Origin of the sequence: Pontibacter ruber (assembly GCF_023630205.1) — a bacterium.
Lineage (GTDB): Bacteria > Bacteroidota > Bacteroidia > Cytophagales > Hymenobacteraceae > Pontibacter > Pontibacter ruber.
Genome location: NZ_JALPRR010000001.1, coordinates 687,224 through 710,229, shown reverse-complemented (window position 1 = coordinate 710,229; position 23,006 = coordinate 687,224). Strand labels below are relative to the sequence as shown.

Below are 23,006 nucleotides of genomic sequence, written 5' to 3'. Positions count from 1 at the left end.
TACAAGGTTGCCCACCGGTTATCCCGGATGGGCAATTTTTTTGTCAGCTAGTACAGCGTACCGGTTAAGAGAAAAAAACAAGTATGGAAAGAAGAAACCTAAAACAGTATTTGCTGCTGTTCTCGAAAGGGGTGAGCATGGGCGCAGCCGATGTAGTGCCGGGTGTATCAGGAGGTACAATTGCCTTTATTACGGGCATATATGAAGAACTGCTTGATTCTATCCGCTCTGTAAACGGTGAAGCGGTAAAGCTGTTGCTCCGTCTGAACTTTGCGGGTTTTTGGAAGCACATCAACGGCAATTTCCTGGTGGTGCTGCTGGCTGGTATCGGGTTCTCTATCCTAATGCTCTCGCGGCTGGTTTTATACTTGCTGGAGTACCATCCGGAATTGCTCTGGTCTTTCTTTTTCGGGCTGATCGTTGCCTCGGCGGTGGTTGTCGGTAAAAAAATTACCCGCTGGACACCGATGGTGGTGCTGGCGTTTATACTTGGTGCCGCTATCGCTTACTGGATAACCGTGGCCACCCCTACGCAAACCCCGGAAGCTTACTGGTTTATTTTCATATCGGGTGCTATCGCGATCTGTGCCATGATCTTGCCGGGCATTTCCGGGAGCTTTATTCTGGTGTTGATGGCCAAGTATGAATTTATACTTAATGCGGTGAAAGACCTGAAACTGGCCATTATACTTACGTTCGGCCTGGGTTGCGTTACCGGCATCCTGTCGTTTTCGCATGTACTGAACTGGATGCTCAAGCATTACCACAACATCACCGTATCGCTTCTGACAGGCTTTATGGTGGGCTCTCTGAACAAAGTATGGCCCTGGAAAAATACCCTTGAAACCTACATCGACCGCCACGGCGAAGTGAAGCCACTGGTGCAGGCCAACGTGCTGCCGACCGACTACCTGCAGCTAACCGGCGAAGAACCTTACCTGCTGTACGGCATCCTGCTGGCGATCTTCGGGTTCCTGTTGGTATACTTTATCGATCGGGTAACCGACGATCATTCGACTGAAGTATAGGTACTTAAACTTTGTGAGAAGCTACGGACACAAATCCTGATAAACGAATAACGAAACACGAACAACGGAAATGCGCAAATTTGGTCTGATCGGCAGAAAGCTGGGGCACTCTTTTTCGAAGCGTTACTTCACCGAAAAGTTCGCTCGGGAGGGCATTACCGATGCAGCATACGAGCTGTACGAACTGGAGCAGATCGCCCAATTGCCTGCACTGCTAGCTAAGGAACCAGCTCTGGTAGGCCTGAATGTTACGGTGCCTTACAAAGAGGAAGTCATCCCATTGCTGGACGAGCTGGACGAAGCAGCTGCCCGGATCGGGGCGGTGAATACGATCAGGATTACCAATGGCAGAACGGTAGGCTACAACACAGATTATGTAGGGTTTAAAAACTCACTTGAAAAATTTTACCCGCTAAAGCATAAGGCCCTGGTGCTGGGAACCGGCGGAGCAGCCAAAGCCGTTACGGCAGCACTCGATGCGCTGGGTATAAGTTATACGCTGGTATCCAGGACAGAAGGTGTAAACACGTTGAGCTACAGGGATATAACACCTGATGTGCTGCGTCATCACCATTTGATCATCAACACCACCCCGCTAGGTATGTACCCGGAAGCGGACACTTGTCCGCCGCTGCTATACGAGCATCTGACGCCTGAACATTTTCTCTACGACCTGGTGTACAACCCGGAACAGACGCTGTTTCTGCAGCATGGAAAAGCAGCCGGAGCCGCTACCCTGAATGGTTTAGAAATGTTGTACGGACAGGCAGAAGCCGCATGGTCCATTTGGAACGCATAAAACGTTAAGAATCAATCTGTATTGCAAACAACCTGTGTTATGTTGTAACATTCTGCTGCTGTCGCCCCGTAAAAGGCTGAGATAGACAAGCAGCCTATGACACAGCTAACCACCCTTCGCCACAAGACACAGGAAATCAACACAGAGATTTACGCGCTATACCTCGCCACCCGCGACAGCCGGGTGAAGTGGTACGTGGGCTTGTTGCTTGCGTTTGTGCTTGGCTATGCCATCAGCCCCATCGACCTGATACCCGACCTGAAAGCCGTGTTCGGTTTTATAGATGACGTGGTAGTGGTGGCGCTGGGTGTGCACCTGGCATACCAGCTGGTATCTAAAAACGTGCTGGGTCAGGCGCGCCTGCAGGCTTATCAGGAGCTGTGCAGCCATTGCGAAGCTACGGCAGCGGCTTACCGGATAGTTGGCTACGTTTGGGTACTGGCAGCTACGTTTGTAGCGGTGTTCCTCTACAAGCTGCTTTACATGAGCATGCTCTAAAGTATAAACAACTATATAAGTATAAAACAGAAAGCCTCCTGCCCAGGGAGGCTTTCTGTTTTTAAAAGAACCGCTGGCTTTCCTGCACAGGCATTCTGCTGTCTTTCAATCAGGCTTCACCAGAATTATGTATCTCCCGAAAACGGAATAAAGTAATACAATAACAGTATTTAACTATATTTATACTTTATTTCTTTATAGCGTGTCGTTTGAGCCGGAAGGTGAGATAAAATATTCCAAAATATTTCTCTGCCCTTGCAACCATCAGGCGGCAACAGGAATCATAGGGGTACGAAGCTTAACGGAAGCAGCATTTGAAGCTTTTTACAAAGTCAAAAACAGAAGAGGAAAAACTCATAGAAGGATGCATTGCCGGGAAGCGGGAAATGCAGCGCCTCCTCTATGACCTCTATGCTAAAAAGATGATGATGGTGTGCCTGCGTTATGCGCCAACCAGCTTTGAGGCAGAAGACATGATGCAGGATGGTTTTGTGAAGGTGTTTGCAAACATTCAGAATTTTAAAAAAGACTGCCCGCTGGAGTTCTGGATCAGACGGATCATGATCAATACAGCGCTGAAACAGCTTCGTCAGAAGTCGCTGCTGACCGTTTCACATGAAACCGAAGAGGCTGCCAGTATCTCTTCAGACGATTTCAGCCTGACGGGCTACAGCCTCGACGAGCTGCTGGGTATGATCCAGAGCCTTGCCCCACGTTACCGGATGGTGTTTAACCTGTACGCCATCGAAGGATATAATCACAAAGAAATTGGCGAAATGTTAGGTATCTCTGAGGGTACCTCTAAATCTCAATATTCCCGTGCCCGGGCCATACTGCAAGGTATGCTCGAGCGTCAGGAAAAAACCTATAAAGAGCATGTCATCAGCAAATAACCATAAGCGCGATAAGATGGAAGAAGAGTTCTTCCTCCGCATGCACGATGCTGAGGCTTCCCCTGCTCCGGACCTCTGGGCCCGCATCGACCACGACCTGACGGTGCAGGAGAATAAACAGTATAAAAAACGAGCGTTGTTTTACCGCCAGTTGGCTGCAGCCTGCTTTGCGCTGTTTATGCTGGCGGGCTCGCTGCTGCTATACAACTACAACAGGGGCACACAACAGCCTGGCAACATTGCTGGCGGACAGCCGGGTTTAGCCGGTGCCAAGTATGAACGTAAGGCCCAGGGGCAAGGAACACCGCAGGTAAATGAAGCCCCTGTAGCGGGAATAGAAATACCATCTGAAAGTATAGCCAATGCAGAAGAAGCGGCTGTGGATTTGCCTGCGTTGGCTTACCAGCCTGAACAGGCAGAAACAGTAGCAGCGTACGGAGCAACCCGCGCAGCTAAGCATGAACTTGCCTATAACCCAACAAAGTATACTTCCGGAAGAGACGGCATAACTGCAGCGCCGGCAGCAACCAAGCCTGAGGAAATAAATTTTATACCTGAGACCACTGTGCTGGCAACTGCGCCGGCGCAATCAGAAAAGCCGGTGAGTGAAGTGGTGCGCGCAGCAATGCAACAGCGCGAAAGAAATAATACAAACTTGCCAAAAACGATCACCGAGTTCAACAAGCAGTTCAGTTTTGCGTCTTCAGCCTTGGAGAATCTAAGACAGCAGAAACAGACAGAGGCCCTGCAAACCTCCCTGAACAGCAGCAACGGCAAAAAGCAACAGGAAAACGAGCAGACCCGCGACAACCGCTGGAGCATGAGCATGGCCTACACGCCCTCTTACTTCGATCAAAACATTGGCATTCCGGATCAGATGATGAGTGCCGTGAGCAGATCCAGCTTTACTGCCGATGGCCCTACCGTTTCTACGCAAACAACACAGAATATGGAGGCCGCCCGCGACGAGTACGAGAATAATACCGACCCGGCTTTCTCTTATACCATGGAGGTGAAGGCTGGTTTTAAACTGGGTAAGAAACTTAAGCTGCTTACCGGTCTCGGATATAGCCAGAATGCAGCGCGTACCAAAACCAGTTACATCGTACGGCAGTTCTGGTTTAAGCCACGCACCAACGAGCGTTACGAGCTTAATCCGTCTACCATCTTTCTGCCATCGCTCAACAACAGCTTCACTACCGATTCTATTAGTGTGGCCCAGACGGATGCCTTTAATGTAAACTACAAGTACCGCCATGTGTCGGTGCCGGTAGCCCTGCAGTACGAAGGCAACATTGCCAAAAATTGGTACTGGTATGCAGCAGGCGGTATGGCTGCCAACTTTCTGGTAGAAAGCAGGGTAGAGGCCACCGATGATCAGGTGCAGACCGTGAACTATGACCCGGGAGACGATTCTCCTTTCCGTAAGGTACAGCTGTCTGGTAACGTGGCAATGGGCTTGGGCAAACGCCTGTCGGAAACGGTAACTGTTGCCCTGGGACCGGAGGTGCGCAGCTACCTGAGTACCCTGCTGGCCGATCCGGATAAAGCCATGGCTCCGCAGGGCAAACCGTACAACATCGGCCTGAGCATGGGGGTAAACTACAACCTGGGCGGCGCTAAAAAATAATTCCTTTTTTCAGATCACGCATGCAACCATCCGGGCCATACCGGAATCATGAGTATGTAAATGGAGCCAACTGTTTTGCCCTGAACTACACTTATGAAACCCGCATACAATTCTCTGATCGCCCTTGTTATTTTTTTACGGGCTAATCTTTCCGGATGGTATGTATTACTGGCTTTACTCTTTCTGTCGGTGTTGCTCTCCGGATGCGCAAAAGAAGAAGATGTAAGCCCGGAGCTCAAGCTGGAGGATACTCGTGGGGTCGTACTGGGCAAGTGGTCGATCAGCAAAATAGAGTACCAGCTTTGCCGGAGCAATAACTGCAACGCCAGCAACTATACCGGCACTGCACAGGATTACTTTGAATTCAGGGCCGACAGCGCTTTTCTGGTGCGCACCGATACGCAGAACAAACTTTGCAAAGACGCCTTCAGAATAGATTATACCCTGGCAGGCGGCTTTGTGCTGAGCAACAGCGAGTGGTCGGGCAGATTTATGATAAAAGAGCTGGATGGTAAAAAGCTGGTGCTGGAAAATGCCTTTACCGGCACCGATCCATACGCAGTGTTTAAGGATACTTACCATTTATACAGATAAAAGACTGACATAGGGCCGGTGCAGCCATCTTACTGCACTACTACCTATTCCTTAAGAACCCGGCAGTACTCCGGGTAGTTTGCACCGGTCCTTGTTAGTCGACACGCGCCACTAGTACAAAATAAAACCATGAAGAATACCTTTTGCATTGCGTTGCTTTACCTCTGTCTGTCGCTGCTGATCGCGAGCTGCTGCAGGGACAACGATCCGGAGCCCGCTTGTGTGCAGGCAGAGGTAGTGGGTCCTGATTGTGGCGGTAGCTGGTACCTGCTAAGCATTCCCAATACGGAGGAGATCAGAGCCGGTATTTTGCCCGGTGGTTGCTATGCCACGGATACCTACGTTACGGTCAACAACCTGCCTGAGGCTTACCGCAAGCCGGGTCTAAAGATAAACGTGGCGCTGGAGGAGAACAATGGGCAAGGCCCTGTCTGCACAGCTGTTTACATGATGTACCCAGCGGCAAGTATAAAACGCATCTGCAGCAGCGGCGACCGGTAAGTATAGTTTAAAGTATGATTAGGTGATTGATTAATAGATTAGTTAATGTTGTTTTTAAATTAGGAAAGTGATTAATTGCTAAAAGCCTGCTGTTCTTCGGCAGGCTTTTTCCTTTTCTGGCTGTTTGCCCTGTCGCTGCTTTAAATCTGCAAAAGCTAAACTTACGGCTGCTTTTCGGTGTTATAGTATATCTTTACTTCTCGTAAAATCAACGAATGGATTTTCAGCTAACTTCAGAATTTCAACCAACCGGCGATCAGCCGAAAGCGATAGCACAGCTCACCGATGGCATTACGCGGGGCGAGCATGCGCAGGTGCTTTTAGGAGCCACAGGTACAGGTAAGACCTTTACTATGGCCAACGTGATCAAAAATGTGGGCAAACCTACCCTGGTGCTGTGCCATAACAAAACGCTGGCAGCCCAGCTGTACGGCGAGTTCAAGCAGTTCTTCCCGAACAACGCGGTAGAATACTTCATTTCCTACTACGACTACTATCAGCCGGAGGCATACATTGCTTCTTCGGATGTGTTCATTGAAAAAGACCTGCAAATCAACGAAGAGATTGAGAAACTGCGTCTGCACACGACATCGGCACTTTTGTCGGGCCGCCGCGATGTGATCGTGGTGGCATCGGTGTCGTGTATCTATGGTATTGGTAACCCCGAGGAGTTTGGTAAGAACGTACTGCACCTGGCACCGGGCCAGCGCTACAGCCGCAACAACCTGCTCTATACCTTTGTGCAGATCCTGTATAGTCGCACCGAAGCCGAGTTCACACGTGGAACGTTTCGCGTGAAAGGCGATACGGTGGATATTTTCCCGGCTTATGCCGACTTTGCCTACCGCTTATACTTCTTCGGCGATGAACTGGAGCAGATACACCGTATCGATCCGCAATCAGGTAAAAAACTGTCGGACGAAACAGCTGTTACGCTGTATCCGGCCAACCTCTTCGTTACCGGCAAAGACACGCTGAACCAGGCCATACATGAGATCCAGTATGACATGGTAGCGCAGCACGAGTATTTCCTGAAAGAGGACAGGCCCGTGGAGGCAAAACGTATAAAAGAGCGTACTGAGTTCGACCTGGAGATGATCCGTGAACTGGGCTACTGCTCCGGTATCGAGAACTACTCCCGTTACTTCGACCGCCGTGCCCCGGGTGCCCGTCCGTTCTGTTTGCTTGACTATTTCCCGGATGATTTCCTGATGGTGATCGACGAGAGCCACGTAACCATGCCGCAGGTACGCGCCATGTGGGGAGGCGACCGCTCCCGTAAGGTAGCGCTTGTAGAGTACGGTTTCCGTTTGCCGGCTGCCATGGACAACCGCCCGCTTACGTTTAATGAATTCGAGAGCCTGATGCACCAGGTTGTGTTTGTCAGCGCTACACCCGGCGATTACGAGATGCAGAAGTCCGAAGGGGTTGTAGTAGAACAGATCATTCGTCCGACCGGCTTGCTTGATCCGGAGATCGAAGTACGCCCAAGTGCCAACCAGGTAGACGACTTGCTGGATGAGGTGGATGAGCGCATCAAACGGGGCGAGCGGGTGCTGGTAACAACGCTTACCAAACGCATGTCCGAAGAACTTACCAAGTATATGGACCGGCTCAACATCAAGGTGAAGTACCTGCACTCCGAGGTAAAGACCCTGGATAGGGTAGAGATCCTGCGGGAGCTGCGTTTAGGTGAGATCGATGTGCTGGTAGGTGTAAACCTGCTGCGCGAAGGACTTGACCTGCCGGAGGTAAGTTTGGTTGCCATATTGGATGCCGATAAAGAAGGTTTTCTGCGCGACCAGCGTTCCCTGATACAGACAATGGGACGTGCCGCCCGTAACGAGCGTGGAAGAGTAATCATGTACGCCGACCGCATGACGGGGTCCATGCAACGCGCCATTGACGAGACGAACCGCCGACGTGCTACGCAGATGGCTTACAACGAGGAGCATGGCATTACCCCACGTACGGTTCTCAAATCGAAGGACGAGATCTTTGAGCAGACATCTGTAGCCGACGTGAAGAAGCGTGAAGTGAAGATGTATGCCGGTCCGGAGGAAGTTTCGATTGCCGCCGAGCCTATCATCCAGACGATGAAGAAAGACGAACTGGAGAAGCTCATCAAGAAAACCGAAAAGCAAATGGAGGCCGCTGCCAAAGACCTCGACTTCCTGCAGGCTGCCAAGTACCGGGATGAACTGGCTGAACTACGCCAGTTGCTCAAATCGAAACGAGACTAGGAAGTTAGAGAGTTAACTAAGAAGTATAAAAACAAAAGGCACCTGCGGCTTGGGCTGTAGGTGCCTTTTGTTTTTATCGGCTATACTTACGCTGCTTTATACTTTCAATCCTGACAACAAAAGCGGTTGATTCGTGTGTCAGATAATAAGCTTCTATAGGCCAATTCCCCTCCTTGGAGGGGTAGGGGTGGGTTCAGGCTGCCATGGTAACTATAGAATAGCTTCATGCGCACCATTCAGTTGATAACGGTATGCATCCTGGTGCTGGCTGAAAGCTCCTTCTCCTGTTTATACTTTACTGCGGCAGCAGTACCTGGTCGATCACGTGTATCACGCCGTTGGACGTTGGGATAGAGGCCACAATGTTGGCGCCGTTTACCGTCACCTTGCCATCTTTTACGCCCATCGTTACACGACCGCCGTTTACCTGACCCAGGCTTTGGCCGTCTTCAATGTTATCTGTGTTCAGCACACCCACATACACATGGTACTGCAGTATGCTTCTGAAGTCGCTTCTTTTTTCCGGTGCCAGCAAGTCTTCTACGGTACCGGCAGGTAGTTTTTCAAAAGCAGCATTGGTTGGTGCAAACACGGTAAAGGGGCCCGCATTCGTGAGCACATCTACCAGGCCAGCCGCTTTCACTGCCGTTACCAATGTAGTGTGATCGGGCGAGGAGGCTGCCACCTGTACCACGTTCTTCTGCGATTCATCGTCCTGTACGGCAGACTGTCCGGCGGAGGCTTGCTCCTCGGAGGCTGTGCTTGTTTCCTGATTAGCAGAGGCTGTTGTCTGCGGATCAGATGAGTTGCAGGCCACCAGCATAGCTCCGGCTGCAACGGCTAGTAATATCTTTTTCATAATGCTGTGTGTTAGGTTTAAGAACATCACAATATTATGCAGATTTATACTTGAAAAGTATGACTTTGCTTACCTTAGAAAATGACTTGTGTTAGGTTTTTAGAGGTTGTGCAAGATGATGTTGTAACACAGTATCAGGAGGTTATCTATGCGTTTGGCGTATACGTGTTGTGGGAAGTAATGTGGTGGCGGATTATACTTTGCAGTTTGTCTCTGGCAAATGCCTTTGTTTCCCAGAAGCTCGTAGTAGTTGTGTTAGCATTGCTACTTTGTTTCGGATGCTTGGCTCTGTACTTTACTATACCCGTAGCGGCTTTTGATGCTGCATTTTCAACTATAATCTATACTTAATATGATTAAGAGAATTAAATCTTTGCTGCCCGCCGTGCTTCTGGCTGGTTTGTTTTCAGCGTGTCAGTCTTCCGGCGGCAGTACACAGGCTCCGGAAACGACTGCGGAAACGGTAGCTGCTCCTACATCGCCGGCTACTCCTCCTGCAACGCTTACCACCGAAAGCTTTGGCAAGTACCTGAGAGAAGTTTCTGCTGATGAGTTGGAAGGCCGTAAGCCTTTTACCAGTGGCGAGAAGAAAACCCTGGCCTACCTAGAGCGGGAGTTCAAGGCACTGGGGCTTGAGCCTGGTAACGGCAACAGCTTTCTGCAGGAAGTACCTATGGTAGATGTTAAAACTACTGCCAGCCCAACCATGACCATCAAAGGCAAGCAGACCTTCAAACTGGAAGGGCGCAAAGACTACGTGATCTGGACCCGGCGCACTGACCCAACGGTGAAGCTGGAGCCCAGCGAACTGGTATTTGCCGGCTTTGGCATTGTGGCGCCGGAGTATAACTGGAATGACTATGCCGGGTTAAATGTAAAAGATAAAGTAGTGGTGGTGTTGGTAAACGATCCTGGCTTTTATGCGCCGGAGGGTACAGGCTTCAAAGGCAAGACGATGACCTACTACGGCCGCTGGACTTATAAATTTGAAGAGGCTGCCCGGCAGGGAGCAAGAGGCTGTCTCATCATCCACAGCACCGAGCCGGCCGGGTATGGTTTTGAGGTTGTGCAGAACAACTGGAACACTTCCAAGCTTTACCTAGACTCAAGAGGAAAAGAAACCTATAAGTGCGCCATGGAAGGCTGGCTGTCGAACGAGGTTGGGCAGAAGTTGTTAGCCGCTGCAGGCAAGGATTATGCGACGCTGGTTGCCAGTGCGGCAAAGCCCGGATCCAAGCCGGTGCCGCTCAACATGAAGGTCAGCACCTCCATGACGGTGAAAACGAAGTATGACAAGTCGCATAACTTCATAGCAAAGATCACCGGCTTCAAGGCCCCTGATGAAAGCATCATCTACACCGCCCACTGGGACCACCTCGGCTATGGCAAGGCCGATGCCACAGGAGACAGCATTTACAACGGCGCCGTGGATGACGCCAGTGGTGTTGCCGGCTTGCTGGAGATAGCAAAAGCCTTCAAAAACCAACCAACACCACCGGAGCGAAGCATTGTGTTTCTGGCTGTAACGGCAGAAGAGCAGGGGCTTTGGGGCTCTGCTTATTATGCCGAGAACCCGGTCTTCCCGAAAGAGAAAACAGTAGCCAACATCAACATGGACATGCTCAACTCCTATGGCAGAACCAAAGACATTGTGCTTTTTGGTATGGGGCAGTCGGAACTGGAAGATTACATGGCGGAAGAAGCCCGCAAAGTGGGCCGCTACGTAGCACCGGAGCCGAACCCGGAAGCAGGTTTATACTATCGTTCCGACCACTTCAACTTTGCCAAAATTGGTATACCTGCTTTGTTCATAGGGCCGGGCATTGATGATGTGGAAAAAGGAAAGGAGTATGGCAAGCAGCAGCTGGATGCCTTTTACGCCAACTACTACCACAAACCCTCCGACGAGGTGCATGAAGGGTATGTGATGGAAGGGGCTGTGGAAGATCTGACCCTGCTTTTTCAGGTGGGCAAACGACTGTCTGCAACAGGCGCGTGGCCTAAGTGGAAAGCAGGCTCTGAGTTTAAGGCCGTAAGAGAAGCTTATCTGAAATAATTGGCTTATAAGTGTAAGTATAAATAACTTTGCTGGCGCCCCTGTACTAATGTATAGGGGCGTTATTTTTAAGTATAAACTTTTACTTACGCCATGCCTGCCGCAGATAATTATACCTTTCACTTCAGAACCGGCACCCCGGCCGATGCCGAACTACTGGCCGAGCTGGGCTGGCGTACTTTCGACCAGACCTTTGCTGCCTACAACAAACCGGAAGACATGACAGCATTTCGCACCACCATGTATACGCCGGAGCTGCAGGCCAAAGAACTGGCAGATCCCTATACAGAATTCATTATCGTGGAAGCAGAAGGAGAGGCCGTGGCGTACCTGAAGCTGAATACCGGAGCCGCACCGGAAGCAATTCAGGCAAAGAATCCGCTGCAGATAAACCGGCTCTATATCTTGCAGGAATGGACAGGCAAGGGCTTAGGCGACCGACTCATGCAACTGAGCCTTGACAAGGCCAGGCAGAAGGGGCATGATGTGGTGTGGCTCACCGTATGGGAGCACAACGAGCGGGCCATGCGCTTTTACCACAAGTATGGCTTCCGGGAAGTAGGCGAACTGGAGTTTATACTTGGCGAGGATGTGCAGCGCGACCTGTACATGCAGCGGGAAGTATAAAAGCTGCCTTACTGGCGGAGCTTATTCAGCTCGGCCAAACCATTTTCTTCAAATACCCAATCTAGAATAGCTGTAAGGATATCCACATTCCAGGTGTCTAAGAAGTAGAGATTGGTCCATACCTGGTGATCGCTTTTGCTGCTGATCACCAGCCGGTCATGCTTCATGTCGTAGTCCAGGTCAGACCAGGGGATGAGGTCGAACTTTTTTGACAGCGCAGCATCTGTAATAACAGCTACACCTTCCCGGTCAACCCGGCAGTTGCCGACTACCACCACGCCACCATCTGTAATAAGTTTTATACTTTCTTCCAGTAGCCGGTCCGTTATAGGGTCCCAGATCTCGTCCAGGATCTCGTCGAACAAACCGTCAAAGTAGTCGTTGTCAATCCGGAAGTAGCTTCTGAAAACGATGTCCAGCTGATCTGTCGGAGTTTTTAGTGCAATGAGGTATTTCCTGCCGATGGGGAAGATGTACAGCTGTATCAGCTGCAGGCCTGTTTTTATACCTGTTACCTCCTCCAGCCGGATTTCTTTTCCATTGAAGACAATCGTGCCCTTACCGATCCTGATCGGTACATGCTCATCTCCAAAAGAATTTGTTCTGATTACCTCATCCACCTTATGACAGATCTTGTTGACCCACACCAGATTACTGGAGCTACGCACAACTTGTTCTAAAGCAGTAAGTTTTATAGCAGCAGAAGCCCTTTTTCTCGCAGCTCAAACCAGGTAGGCGAGGCCAGAAACTCCTGGAAACTCAGATGCGCGTCCTGCGGGTAACTCTCTTCCAGATCTTTCAGCGTTACGGTAGCAGCGTCCTCAGCGGCAAGTAAGGTAATCTGCTCGAACAGCCATTGCCCGATGGTAGCCGTGGTTTTCACCTGAAAGTCTTCTGCCTTCTCGTAAAAGGTAAGCTCGCAACGCTCAATGGTCTGTCCTTTCTTGGCGTACATGGTAAACTCGATTTCCGGAACGTGGCCCAGCCAGAGCACGCGCATGTTGCGGCGCTCACTGCCTGCTTTCTGCGGCTCCTCAATGGCCCGGGCGATCAGGTCGCGTGCTACCGTGGTGCGGGGCACTTTAAAATCGAACCAGAACGAGAGCGGCTCCTCCAGCCCTACGCCGTGCATAAAGTTGTAGATCGACTTGGCCAGCCCTTCGCCAAACACTTCATGGTCGGTGCCCTGCGGATCTTCGTGCCAAAGGTCGTTGTAAGCAAAACCGCCTTCTTCCGGACCCACTTTCACTACGCCATACTTCTCCGGGTTTTTGCCAACCGGGCTGTGGGCCGTCATACTGAAGCGGTGCCAGTAACCCGATTGGATCACACCGGTCAGGAACAGCTGGCGCACGACTTCCAGCGAGTCGATGGTTTCCTGGGCTGTTTGGGTCGGAAAACCATACATAAGGTACGCGTGCACCATGATGCCGGCTTCCGTGAACCCGTGCGTTACGCGGGCGACCTGGGCTATACTTACGCCTTTTTGCATCAGGTCGAGCAGGCGGTCGGAGGCTACCTCCAAGCCACCTGAAACCGCTATACAGCCCGAAGCAGCTAGCAGGCGGCACAGGTCAGGAGTAAAAGTTTTTTCGAAACGGATGTTGCCCCACCAGGTGATCTTCACGCCACGGCGGATGAGCTCGATGGCCAGATCGCGCAGGGCGGCGGGTGGTGCCGCCTCATCTACAAAGTGAAAGCCAGTCTGCCCGGTCTGGGCGATGATCTGCTCAATGCGGTCAACCAGCAAAGTGGCTGGCGCCGTCTCGTAGCGGGAGATATAGTCTAAAGTGATGTCGCAGAAGGAGCAGCGCTTCCAATAGCAGCCGTGCGCTACGGTTAACTTATTCCAGCGGCCGTCGCTCCAGAGGCGGTGCATCGGGTTGATCACGTCGATCACCGACAGGTACTCCTGCAGCTTTAGGTCGCTGTAATCCGGGGTGCCTACTTCAGTGTGCGGAATATCTTTATCCAGGCAGCCGTTGATGTACTCTACCTTGCCATCCAGAAGCATAAAGGTGCGCTGCAGCAAATCTATCTGGCGCTGCCCCTGCAGGTACTCCAGTATTTTCAGCCACGGGCCTTCGCCATCGTCCAACGTTACAAAGTCGATGTACTTGAACAGGCGTGGCTCGCGGAGGCTGCGCAGCTCAGTGTTCGGGTAACCGCCGCCCATCATGGTATGGATGTGCGGATACTTTTGTTTGATGTACTGGGCCAGGCGCAGGCCACCGTACAGGTTGCCCGGGAAAGGAATTGAGAAGCCCACAATAGCAGGCTGTACTTCCTGCAGGCGTTCTTCCAGCAGTTCCAGCAGCATTTGGTCTACCAGGTTGGGCTCTTCCTGCAGCGCCTCCTCCAGCGAATCGAACGAAGTGGCCGACATAGCCAGTTTATCGGCGTAGCGGCTGAAGGCAAAATATGGGCAGATGGTTTCCTTGATCAGGTCGCCCAGGTCTTCTAAATATAGCGTGGCCAGGTGGCGGGCCCGGTCGGTGATGCCCATGCTGCCAAAAGCCCAGTCGATGTCGTCTACCTGGTCGAAGCGCGAAGCCTCGGGCAAAAAGCGGCTGTAGGAGATCTGCTGGGCCAGCGTCATGTCTTTGTTTTGGAGAAAACGGATCACCGGCTCGATCGTCTGCACGTACTCCCGCTTAAGGCGCAGGATACGGCGGCTGTTGTCCGATAGCTCGTAATCGCCGGCTTCTACGGCTTCAAAAATGCGTTGCAGACCTGCTTTGGTGAACATACGCAGCACCAGCTCAATGCCGAAATCAGCCTGGGTAACGGTATACCCTTGCCCTTGCAGGAAACCTTTGATGTAAGCAGTGGCAGGGTAGGGGGTATTGAGCTGCGTGAGCGGCGGCGTGATAAGCAGTATGGTTGGCTTCTCCAAAGTATAAACGTAGTAACGGTTCAGGTGCAGCAAAGCGTGCAAAAGGCAAAATTAACTATTCTGCCACGCTTTCTAAATAAATGCTGACTTCTGAACAGGCTGCCCGCCAGACAGGTTCAATAAGTTTACTTGGGAAAGTTTACTTGGGAGAAACGTAGGCTACTTACCGGCGGCTTTATCCACGGCATAATTAATGGCAGGGACAATGGCCAGAACCGTTGTGGATATCAGTACCAGGATCACGAAAAAGGAGCGAATCCAGCGGATAAAAAAGTCGGAGGCAATGCCAAAAGTATAAAGCTCCAGAGCCGAGGCCAGCAACAGGCTGATGATCGCAAGGATGATCAGTTTGCGCTTGGTTTGTGGTTGCAGGAAAGGCTTCTTCGAAGGCTTTTTCATACGGGCTGGTGTTTATACTTCTGCAAAAGTATAAACACCAGCCCGGAAAAGCATCAGGAATGTCCTTTTTCTGCTTCCTCTTCTTCCCGGGTCTGGCTGCTGCGGTTATCGCGCTGCGTATTGGTCGTTTGCTTTGGCGCTGCCGGTTGCTGCTGACCTTTCATTTTATCTGCATCCGAAGACATCGTTTTCGAAGTGTCTGTAGTTGGTGTTTTCTTATTTTCCTTCATGGTTGTTTCGCGTTAAATTCTGTAACGGGTTTACGCAGAAAGCTGGGAGAGGTGCTATTCTTTAACTATAAAGCGAAGCTGGTCGTACATTAGGGCAGGCTAATGCGCCTTTAATCAGATGTTTTAGAAAAGGAAATAAGGAATGAATTCGAAAAAGATAAATGCAACGCTACTGGCCGTACTGCTAAGTGCCGGTATCGGCTTAACAGCCTGCAACACAGGTACAGAGCCCGGTGAAACAAACGTAGAACGGGGCGGTGTGAAGGATGTAGAGGAAAAGCAGATACAGAGCAGAACCGATACTTCGGAAGAAAGTATGGAGAAGCATTATGAACATGCCGACCACGAGAATCACGACAATAACAAGCCCGGCAGCGCCGTAGGCGATGGCGCCTACAACCAGGACAATGCAAGGCAGAAGCGGGGAGAAGTACAGACCGAGAAAAAAGACCAGTAGTATAAGAGAGAAGGCAGATATAAGACCTGCCTTCTCTGTTTAAGAATTCCTTTTACTTCTCATGGCGCGAGCGTCCTCGCTCGTGTCTGTTATTGTTGGGCCTCTGGCCATTTTGCCGCTGTTGGTGTTCTCACCAACATACTGACATCAGCTGCCACGCAACTAACATGGTTCCTTAAAATAAAGTATAGCAAAGCTTACCGGAACACAAAGCCGTTTGGCGCAATGCCCACTCTGAAAGAATCCACAGCAGCACCGGAAGGGTTGAAGCGGATAACCCAGCCATCAGAAGTATAACCTGTAGAGCGGGCAGCATACAGGTAATTGGTTGCCGGATCAACGCCCAGGGCATTAAAGCTGCGGCCAATAAATGGCGTTCGGCTGAGTTGCCTAACCTGCGGGTCCTGCTGGTATGTCTTGCCGTTATAAGTAAAGTATAGCCTGGTCTTGTCTTTGCTGGTGGTCAGGTTGCCTGGGGAGGCAGACCGGCTGCTGAAGTTAGCTGTATCCACCACCGTATTGCTGCTGGTATTGATTTTAGACAGCGTGCCGGGTGCACTCGTTTCTGTACTGATCTCCCAGGTAACAGGGTCGTATACTTTCAGGCCGGAGGAAGTTACCCACAGGTTGTTGTTGTTATCTAGTGCCAGACCATTCGGACCATGTGTTACCGGAATCGTTGTCTCAAGGACATCGGTAGCCGTGTTGATCACAGAAAGTTTGTTGTCCTCGCGGTTGGCAACGTACAGCTTGCCACCAGCCAGCAGCAGACGCTCCGGGTTGATGCCTACTTCTATTATTTTGGTAACTGTCAATGTTTTCAGGTCGACTACGGCCACACGTCCGTTTCCGCTGAAAGTTACCCACTCCGTCACGTAGCCTTTGCTGTCGTTAAGCGCTACAAAATATCGGGGCATTTCCAGCCCGCTTATCTCGCCTTCGGCCTTAAAAGTATTGGCGTTTGCCACCACTACTTTCCGGCTGTTGTTCATTACCATAAAGGCGCGATCGCCGTGTACAGCCATACTTTGCAGCACATCGCCCAGCACCATTTCCGGGTTTGCCTTTTTGAAAATTTCATTTGTTACACTGCCGTTGCTGCGGTTCAGGTAGCTGACAGAAGCATTGGAGCTGTTAAAGTTTCCTTCGTTGGAGACAAGTACCGCGTCCTGCGCATATTCACCCGAAGGGCCTTCGTTGTCGTTTTCACAGCTGCTGAAAGAGAGGGAGCCGGTTAAAAGCGCTGCTGCTACAAAGAAGCGGCGCACGGTAATATACTTTTTCATGTTTTGAGTTATAGTTGATTATGGAATGATAAAGCGTAAGCTAAGGGCATACTGCCGGCCCGGCATGGGCAGGTTCTGCATGGTTTTGTAGTCGGTGTTGGTGGCGTTATCTACCCGCGCTGAGGCGATAAGCTTCTGCTGACCAAGTAGAAACTGCTTGTTTAGCGCGAAGCCTACTAAGGTAAAGCTTGGTAGAAAATTGGTGTTATTGCCGTTGGTATAGCGGAGGCCGTTATAGCTCAGGTTGCCGGAAAGAGACCAGGTACGGAAAGCGGCGTCGGTAAAGAAGGTAGCCTTGTGCAGCGGCACATAGGCCAGTTGCCTGTCCAGCTCCTCCGTTCCTTCATAAGCTTTCACCTGCTCCGTGGAAGTATAAGTATAGCCTGCCGTTGCCGTCAGCTTCAGATCTCCGAGCTGCCTGCTGGCCTGGCTGCTCAGCTCCAGCCCCTGCGACCGTACTTTCTGCAGGTTATGCGGCGTCCAAAAACCTTCGGGTGTAGGCACCCATTGCACCCAGTTATCCACCAGCATGTAGTAGGCCGTTGCTTCTGACTCTACAAGCAGACTGCCTAAAGTATAGACATGTCGCAGACCGCTCTCGTAGTTCCAGCCTTGCTCCGGCTTCAGGTTGGAGTTACCGCCCGGTTGCCAGAATCGCTCGTTCAGTGTCGGCACCCGGTAGCTGCCCGAAACATTGCCTTTCAGGTAGAGGTGGTGGTTTTGCCCTGAAGCTAGTTTCCAGTTGGCACCCACGGTGGGAGTAGGAGCGGGGTTGTAGTTCTTGATAAAAGCCTGGCGCATGTTCAGGCTCAGCTCCAGTGCTTCTGTCGGGTCGAAGCGGAAAAGGGCAAAGGCGGCGGCACGGTCTTCGGTCACTCCTCCGCCATAACCTTCTACATCACCTGTGAAGTGCTGCAGGTTTACGCCGCCGCGCAGGCTCCAGCGCTTGCCATAGGTATAGGTTTGCTCGGCCTGCACCTGGTAGGTCTGGATGTCAGTTACAGAATAGTTATTGTCGTCGGTATACTTAAGGTAGTCTGAGAACCAGGCTGTTTTTATACTTGTCTGGCCCCAGCGGCTGCTGTAGTCGTAGCCGGCCATCAGGCGCAGGTTCTTGTCGAGCTGCTGTGCGTTGGTGTAGGCCGCGCCCAGTGCGGGTTGTACTTCGCGGTCGGTGGACGTGTACCAGCTGTGCAGGGAGAGCTTACTTTTAGGCGAGAGATGCCACACCAGGTCCTGCGCAAAGCCATGCTGCTGTACCTCGGCGTGTTCCTGCTTTCGTTCGGGTGCTCCGAAGGTTGCATAATCCCTATAAGGGAACCTGTTCGGGGCAAGTTGCCAGTTGCCGCTTATACCTACAGCTAGTTTCTCGTTGCTATAGCTGGCCGCAGCGTTGCTGAAGTACCTGCCAAAGCTGCCGACTTCCTGCTGTAGATCGCCTCGGAAGCCTTGCCTGCCATAAGTGGGAGAGTTTAAAAGTATGGCGCCACCAATGGCGCCGCTGCCATACGTGGCGCCCGCCGCTCCGTGCTGCATGGCTACTTCGCCTACACTACTTAAGGGCAGGGTAGCAAAATCACTTTGGCCCAGCGAAGGAAGCGTAATGTTCAGGCCGTTCCAGAGCACGGCGGTATGGCCGGCACTGGTACCCCGGAAGGAGGCGCTCGAAATACCGCTGGCACCGTAGGTTTTGAAGTAGATGGGCGTGCGCGCCTGCAGCGCTTCTGCCAGCGAGCGCGACGTATACGTTTGCAGGTAGCTGCTGTCGAGGGTGCTCACGCGGCTGCCGGCAGCAAACACCTCGGCCGGTTTACCAAAGATCTCTACGCCCTGCAGATGATACAGTGCTGTGTCCTGCTGCGCCAGGGCAGCCGGTGCCATACCCAGCGAGGCAGCCAGAAAAAGTAAAATGCGTTTTGAAAACTTTGCCACGTATACGCTTGCTTTAATCCCGAAGCATGCAGGCAGGTATAGGGCAGGAACAGCGATCGCAGCAATAGCGGTGGCCGTGCAGCTTTTTACCCGAAAGCATACGACTATGTTTGTCGGACTGGCAGGTCTCCTGGCTCTCTTCAGTCAGCCGGCCTTCCCATGCAGCGGTTGCGGCACAGTGGCATTGGTGTTGGCTAACCCTCTGTTGAAGATTACAGTTGCGGGAACAGCACAGGTATCACACCTGTTTCCCTTTTAAGGCTTTTACTACGGGAGTAGCAAAGGCCACCAATCTGGAAGCAAAGCTAAGGTATTAATTACGAATTACGAATTAATAATTACGAATTATGCTTTGGGCGGAGCTGTATACTCCGGTGCGGGGCAGTGTTGTTGCATTCTGAAATAACTGCGCTATTTATACTCTCGCTCGCCTCTGGTGAGTGTGCGTCATTCGGTGGCGTCCCGCCGCAAAAAGAGCAGCCAGAGTCTGCAGGATAGCTCACAGGCAGTGTCGTTTCATTCTACTGTTTGCTGGCGCGGATCTGTGAACCGTGACTTTTTAGCATGTCGGATTTGCAATCCGACTGGGCCAGAGGCCCACCCTATACCAAGCCACGAGCGAGGACGCTCGCGCCATTAATGCTGATTTATTAGAATGAAAGGCCCTGTCTGTCCCCTGAGGTTAAGCCTATACTACCAGCTTCCAAGTTCCCCCGAATCAAGTTCGGGATTTTCAACTTTCAGGATGACAAAAACAAAGAATCAATCGACCTGCGTTGCGGGAGCCTCGTACCATACTTCCACACCCGATACACGAAACACAATAAACGAAAAACGATCTTGAAACTGCCCCAATCTTTTTACACCCGCCCCAATGTGGTGCAGATCGCGCAGGAACTGCTCGGCAAGTACCTCTATACGAATCACGACGGTATACTTACCGGGGGCATGATCGTGGAAACGGAAGCGTATTCTGGGGTGAACGACAAAGCCTGCCACGCGCACATGAACCGCCGCACACAGCGCACCGAGATCATGTACCACGAAGGCGGCGTGGCATATGTGTACCTGGTGTACGGCATTTATAACCTGTTTAACATCATCACGAATGTGGAGGGGCAGGCCGACGCGGTGCTGGTGCGGGCCATAGAGCCGGAAGTAGGAGTAGAGGAAATGCTGCTGCGCCGCAACATGGCAAGTATAAAACCCAACCTGACGGCCGGACCCGGTGTGTTAAGTATAGCTTTGGGTATCAACCGCAAACATTATGGCACGCCGCTTACCGGGGAAACCATCTGGATAGAAGACAAAGGCGTGGAAGTGCCTGCGGAAAGTATAGCCGTAGGCCCCAGAATAGGTGTAGACTATGCCGGCGACGACGCCTTGCTGCCTTGGCGCTTCTGGCTGAAAGGAAATAAGTGGGTGAGCAGGAAGGGGTAATTTATACTTTTCAGGTTGTTTATCTGAACAAGAAATTCAGCAACTTGGTCCTCAACTCACCTGAGGCCAAGATTGTGTTACCAGCCGTTTTGTTTGTCAGATTAACCTGCTTAAACCCATCATATATCCTAAATGCAGGCCTTCGTGGTAGTTGTTAAACTCAAAAGCGTCGCTTAGCGAAGCCAGATGAAACCCTGTTGCAGTTGTCCGTTCCGTATAGGTGTTGAATATGCCTTTTTGAAAATCGGATTTGGTTGTTGCGATAAGAGAAATCAAAAGTTCTTTCAGCTCATTTACTTGGGTTTGCGAAGTTGGACCCGTCGGCTTAGTCCCGGGTTGGTATAGATTTACTAAGTTGTCCGAAATATACATTGGTAAGTTTGAGCCTTTGTAAATTAGTGCTTGTTGTGCAACAATGATATGCCCAATATTCCAAATCAGGTTGTTATTAAAGCCGTCGGGGATTTTGTTTAGTTGTTCTAATGAGTAGTTATCAAAAAAATTTAAGTAGAGTTTCCTACTTGTTGCCCACGCTTTAAATACAGTTTCCATTTTGTAGTATCAATGTTATATCGTTTACGTTTGGTCTGATGTTAAATTAGCTCTCTGCTTATATTGTCTTAAAATTGGATTGTAACGGTACTCGTGTAAGCGGTGGCAGAGACCGTCGGCCGAAGGCTGCCCTTTACACTTTGTTAGCTCCAGATGTTTTTATTGACTTTGATTTTCCCACTACTATTAAAATTAGTGAAAGTGAAATCCTTTCCAGTATGAATGTCCATGGAGGTTTCCCCATCCAATATGTTTGTCGTAGAAAGGCAACTCAAACAGAATCAACAGCAAAAAGTATATTCCATACAAGAAGAGTGTTTTTCTTCTTACTATTTTTCTTTTAAGTAAGTCCCGTAATACAAAGAAACTTAATCCTAAACCTATCAAGTAGAACAAGCATTGAACGAGATATTTATTGATACCTAGGTATTCCTTTTTTCTGTATTCCGAATATTTCAAGATTATGTCGGGAAATTCTTTTAATTCGCTCCACTGAATTATAATTACTATGATGAAAGTCAGATTCGCTAAAACATAAAGTGCAATTAGTAATCTATTATTCATTCTTTATAATATTTACAATTGGAGCTAACTACCCGATAGCAGGAGTACCTACTCATACTATCTGCACTATATGTGGTGGACAAATACATACTTTGACCTAAACCTAATATAGCGCTACACTAATATAAGAATACCTTTCCATAATTCAACATAAACCACAAAGGCCATAGTCGTTAGACTATAGCCTTTGTGGTTTATAGAGTATACGTTAGAGCTTACTGCTTCTCGGTACCCTGCTCGTTGTCGGTTCGGTTTTGTGGCGTATAGTTGTTTGCGCCTTTGTCTCCTACTGCGTCACGGTCCAGGCTGTTGCTGGTATCTGACTTACTGCCTTTGTTCGGCTTGTCTAGCTGTGAGTCCTTCTGGTTTTTGGCCAGGTCTTTATTATCCTTCTCGTTTTTCATGCGTTCATTGTTTAAGTTTTAGAATCCTGATCAGTCAGGTAGCTTTGCATCCCATCTTGGTGCAAGGGCATTTCCATTAGCGGCCTTCATTCTGCTTGCCACCACCGGAGCGGTTCTCTCCCGATGCGCCTACGTTGCCAGTTATTTTAGAGGCTTTTAATACGTTTGAGGCTTGGCCAGTAGTTTCGGTAGAAGCCTTACCACCCTTTTTGCCTGCGTCAAATGACTTCTCCGGGTTGCTCTCCGATTTATGATGTTTATCACGTTTATCTTGCTCCTTCATGATCCTCTTTTGTTAAGTTAATAATAAATGCTTTTAGCCTTTGCTCATAGAGTTTACGGCTGCCTTTACAGCATGTTCGGGTTATCATAGTTACCAAAAAGCCCATAGCAGAGGCTACGGGCTTTTCAGCAAGTCTAGAATTAGTAAGTTAAGGCAGACTACGAGTTGCTTCGCCCGCTGTCAGATGATCCCTGGTTTCCGGAGCTTCTATTGCTCGAAGAAGAGTTGTCGTTTTTGTGGCTCTGGCTGCCGGCCTTTGCATGTCCCTGCGGGTCACCATGCCAGCCACGGCCCTCGCCCTGGCTGCTGCGGCCCTGCGACTGCGAGCTGCCCTGAGAAGAACTCCTGTTGCTGGTAGAAGAAGAAGAGCCGGAATTCTTGTGGCTCTGGCTTCCTGCTTCGGCGTGACCCTGTGGATCGCCGTGCCAGCCACGTCCTTCGCCTTCATTTCTGGCGTTCGATTTATTCTGATTAGATGAAGAACCTTGGTTCTGGTTTGACGGGTTCATGTTATTTCTTTTGTTCTGATCTTCATTATTACGTTTCATAGCTTTCATTATTTAAATGGAACATTTTTGCCTGCCCTTTAGGCCGGCTCTGCTCAGTTTTACGAGCTAAATGGCACCTGGTTAGCAAATTAGGGATTGCTTGAGCAAGGGGTGAATTGGATAATTGCTGTATAGATTGTTTTATGCTTATATACTTTCATTTAAGTATAACAGCGGACGTATGTGTCTTGTTTATAATGTGTTATCTGCAATAACAGCGAAGCCCATTCACAAAAAACGGTTGGATTTACAGCAGAGAAACTGAAAGAGGGGAACAGTGAAAAAAA

The 23,006-nt window shown here is 50.3% G+C and carries 23 protein-coding genes and 1 riboswitch; of the genes, 12 read left to right on the top strand and 11 right to left on the bottom strand.

The window, feature by feature from the left end; genetic code table 11:
- Positions 1–83: 83 nt before the first annotated feature.
- The 8 genes from MJ611_RS03120 to uvrB all read left to right on the top strand — a co-directional run bounded on the left by MJ611_RS03120 (position 84) and on the right by uvrB (position 8,186).
- Positions 84–1,028 carry a DUF368 domain-containing protein gene (locus MJ611_RS03120; protein WP_250427947.1) on the top strand — a complete coding sequence of 315 codons (945 nt, stop codon included), beginning with the start codon at positions 84–86 and terminating at the stop codon, positions 1,026–1,028.
- 70 nt (positions 1,029–1,098) lie between these two features.
- Positions 1,099–1,827, top strand: coding sequence for a shikimate dehydrogenase family protein (locus MJ611_RS03115; RefSeq protein WP_250427946.1), 729 nt, complete (start codon positions 1,099–1,101; stop codon positions 1,825–1,827).
- A 96-nt stretch (positions 1,828–1,923) separates the two neighbouring features.
- Complete coding sequence (locus MJ611_RS03110; protein ID WP_250427945.1) at positions 1,924–2,325, top strand: YkvA family protein; 402 nt, start codon at positions 1,924–1,926, stop codon at positions 2,323–2,325.
- Positions 2,326–2,639: 314 nt separating this feature from the next.
- A complete protein-coding gene (locus MJ611_RS03105) occupies positions 2,640–3,218 on the top strand; it encodes an RNA polymerase sigma factor (RefSeq protein WP_250427944.1) in 579 nt (192 codons plus the stop codon).
- Positions 3,202–4,848, top strand: a complete 1,647-nt coding sequence (locus tag MJ611_RS03100; RefSeq protein WP_250427943.1) for an outer membrane beta-barrel protein — start codon at positions 3,202–3,204, stop codon at positions 4,846–4,848. The genes MJ611_RS03105 and MJ611_RS03100 overlap by 17 nt, the downstream gene beginning before the upstream one ends.
- A gap of 93 nt (positions 4,849–4,941) precedes the next feature.
- A complete protein-coding gene (locus MJ611_RS03095) occupies positions 4,942–5,442 on the top strand; it encodes a lipocalin family protein (protein WP_250427942.1) in 501 nt (166 codons plus the stop codon).
- A gap of 129 nt (positions 5,443–5,571) precedes the next feature.
- Positions 5,572–5,943, top strand: coding sequence for a hypothetical protein (locus tag MJ611_RS03090; RefSeq protein WP_250427941.1), 372 nt, complete (start codon positions 5,572–5,574; stop codon positions 5,941–5,943).
- Between the two features lie 215 nt (positions 5,944–6,158).
- Positions 6,159–8,186 carry an excinuclease ABC subunit UvrB gene (gene uvrB / locus MJ611_RS03085; RefSeq protein WP_250427940.1) on the top strand — a complete coding sequence of 676 codons (2,028 nt, stop codon included), beginning with the start codon at positions 6,159–6,161 and terminating at the stop codon, positions 8,184–8,186.
- A 295-nt stretch (positions 8,187–8,481) separates the two neighbouring features.
- On the opposite strand, the gene MJ611_RS03080 is transcribed toward uvrB, so the two are convergent.
- Positions 8,482–9,045, bottom strand: coding sequence for a fasciclin domain-containing protein (locus MJ611_RS03080; protein WP_250427939.1), 564 nt, complete (start codon positions 9,043–9,045; stop codon positions 8,482–8,484).
- Positions 9,046–9,397: 352 nt separating this feature from the next.
- On the opposite strand from MJ611_RS03080, the gene MJ611_RS03075 reads away from it, so the two are divergent.
- Complete coding sequence (locus MJ611_RS03075) at positions 9,398–11,101, top strand: M28 family metallopeptidase (RefSeq protein WP_250427938.1); 1,704 nt, start codon at positions 9,398–9,400, stop codon at positions 11,099–11,101.
- Between the two features lie 93 nt (positions 11,102–11,194).
- Positions 11,195–11,728, top strand: a complete 534-nt coding sequence (locus MJ611_RS03070; RefSeq protein ID WP_250427937.1) for a GNAT family N-acetyltransferase — start codon at positions 11,195–11,197, stop codon at positions 11,726–11,728.
- 8 nt (positions 11,729–11,736) lie between these two features.
- On the opposite strand, the gene MJ611_RS03065 is transcribed toward MJ611_RS03070, so the two are convergent.
- The 4 genes from MJ611_RS03065 to MJ611_RS03050 all read right to left on the bottom strand — a co-directional run bounded on the left by MJ611_RS03065 (position 11,737) and on the right by MJ611_RS03050 (position 15,253).
- Entirely contained in the window at positions 11,737–12,396 is a 660-nt protein-coding gene (locus MJ611_RS03065) for a hypothetical protein (RefSeq protein ID WP_250427936.1), read from the bottom strand.
- Positions 12,397–12,419: 23 nt separating this feature from the next.
- Positions 12,420–14,624, bottom strand: a complete 2,205-nt coding sequence (locus MJ611_RS03060; RefSeq protein WP_250428765.1) for a B12-binding domain-containing radical SAM protein — start codon at positions 14,622–14,624, stop codon at positions 12,420–12,422.
- Positions 14,625–14,783: 159 nt separating this feature from the next.
- Positions 14,784–15,023 (bottom strand): DUF2798 domain-containing protein, encoded by a 240-nt coding sequence (locus MJ611_RS03055; protein ID WP_250427935.1) that lies wholly within the window; start codon positions 15,021–15,023, stop codon positions 14,784–14,786.
- A gap of 53 nt (positions 15,024–15,076) precedes the next feature.
- Positions 15,077–15,253 carry a hypothetical protein gene (locus MJ611_RS03050; RefSeq protein ID WP_250427934.1) on the bottom strand — a complete coding sequence of 59 codons (177 nt, stop codon included), beginning with the start codon at positions 15,251–15,253 and terminating at the stop codon, positions 15,077–15,079.
- Positions 15,254–15,395: 142 nt separating this feature from the next.
- Between MJ611_RS03050 and MJ611_RS03045 the strand changes: the two genes are divergently transcribed.
- Entirely contained in the window at positions 15,396–15,710 is a 315-nt protein-coding gene (locus tag MJ611_RS03045; RefSeq protein ID WP_250427933.1) for a hypothetical protein, read from the top strand.
- Positions 15,711–15,907: 197 nt separating this feature from the next.
- Here MJ611_RS03045 and MJ611_RS03040 read toward each other — a convergent pair whose 3' ends face one another.
- Together MJ611_RS03040 and MJ611_RS03035 are read right to left on the bottom strand one after the other, a co-directional pair.
- Positions 15,908–16,996 carry a DUF5074 domain-containing protein gene (locus MJ611_RS03040; RefSeq protein ID WP_250427932.1) on the bottom strand — a complete coding sequence of 363 codons (1,089 nt, stop codon included), beginning with the start codon at positions 16,994–16,996 and terminating at the stop codon, positions 15,908–15,910.
- A gap of 18 nt (positions 16,997–17,014) precedes the next feature.
- Complete coding sequence (locus MJ611_RS03035; RefSeq protein WP_250427931.1) at positions 17,015–18,928, bottom strand: TonB-dependent receptor plug domain-containing protein; 1,914 nt, start codon at positions 18,926–18,928, stop codon at positions 17,015–17,017.
- Positions 18,929–19,031: 103 nt separating this feature from the next.
- Positions 19,032–19,236: riboswitch (cobalamin riboswitch) on the bottom strand.
- A gap of 532 nt (positions 19,237–19,768) precedes the next feature.
- On the opposite strand from MJ611_RS03035, the gene MJ611_RS03030 reads away from it, so the two are divergent.
- Entirely contained in the window at positions 19,769–20,368 is a 600-nt protein-coding gene (locus MJ611_RS03030; protein WP_250427929.1) for a DNA-3-methyladenine glycosylase, read from the top strand.
- A gap of 96 nt (positions 20,369–20,464) precedes the next feature.
- On the opposite strand, the gene MJ611_RS03025 is transcribed toward MJ611_RS03030, so the two are convergent.
- The 4 genes from MJ611_RS03025 to MJ611_RS03010 all read right to left on the bottom strand — a co-directional run bounded on the left by MJ611_RS03025 (position 20,465) and on the right by MJ611_RS03010 (position 22,719).
- On the bottom strand, positions 20,465–20,920 hold the full coding sequence (locus MJ611_RS03025; protein ID WP_250427928.1) for a DinB family protein: 456 nt from the start codon (positions 20,918–20,920) through the stop codon (positions 20,465–20,467).
- A 779-nt stretch (positions 20,921–21,699) separates the two neighbouring features.
- Positions 21,700–21,888, bottom strand: coding sequence for a hypothetical protein (locus tag MJ611_RS03020; RefSeq protein WP_250427927.1), 189 nt, complete (start codon positions 21,886–21,888; stop codon positions 21,700–21,702).
- A gap of 76 nt (positions 21,889–21,964) precedes the next feature.
- The gene (locus MJ611_RS03015; protein WP_250427926.1) at positions 21,965–22,171 is read right to left on the bottom strand and encodes a hypothetical protein; all 207 of its coding nucleotides are present in this window, start codon (positions 22,169–22,171) and stop codon (positions 21,965–21,967) included.
- A 158-nt stretch (positions 22,172–22,329) separates the two neighbouring features.
- Positions 22,330–22,719 carry a hypothetical protein gene (locus MJ611_RS03010; protein ID WP_250427925.1) on the bottom strand — a complete coding sequence of 130 codons (390 nt, stop codon included), beginning with the start codon at positions 22,717–22,719 and terminating at the stop codon, positions 22,330–22,332.
- Positions 22,720–23,006: the final 287 nt, after the last annotated feature.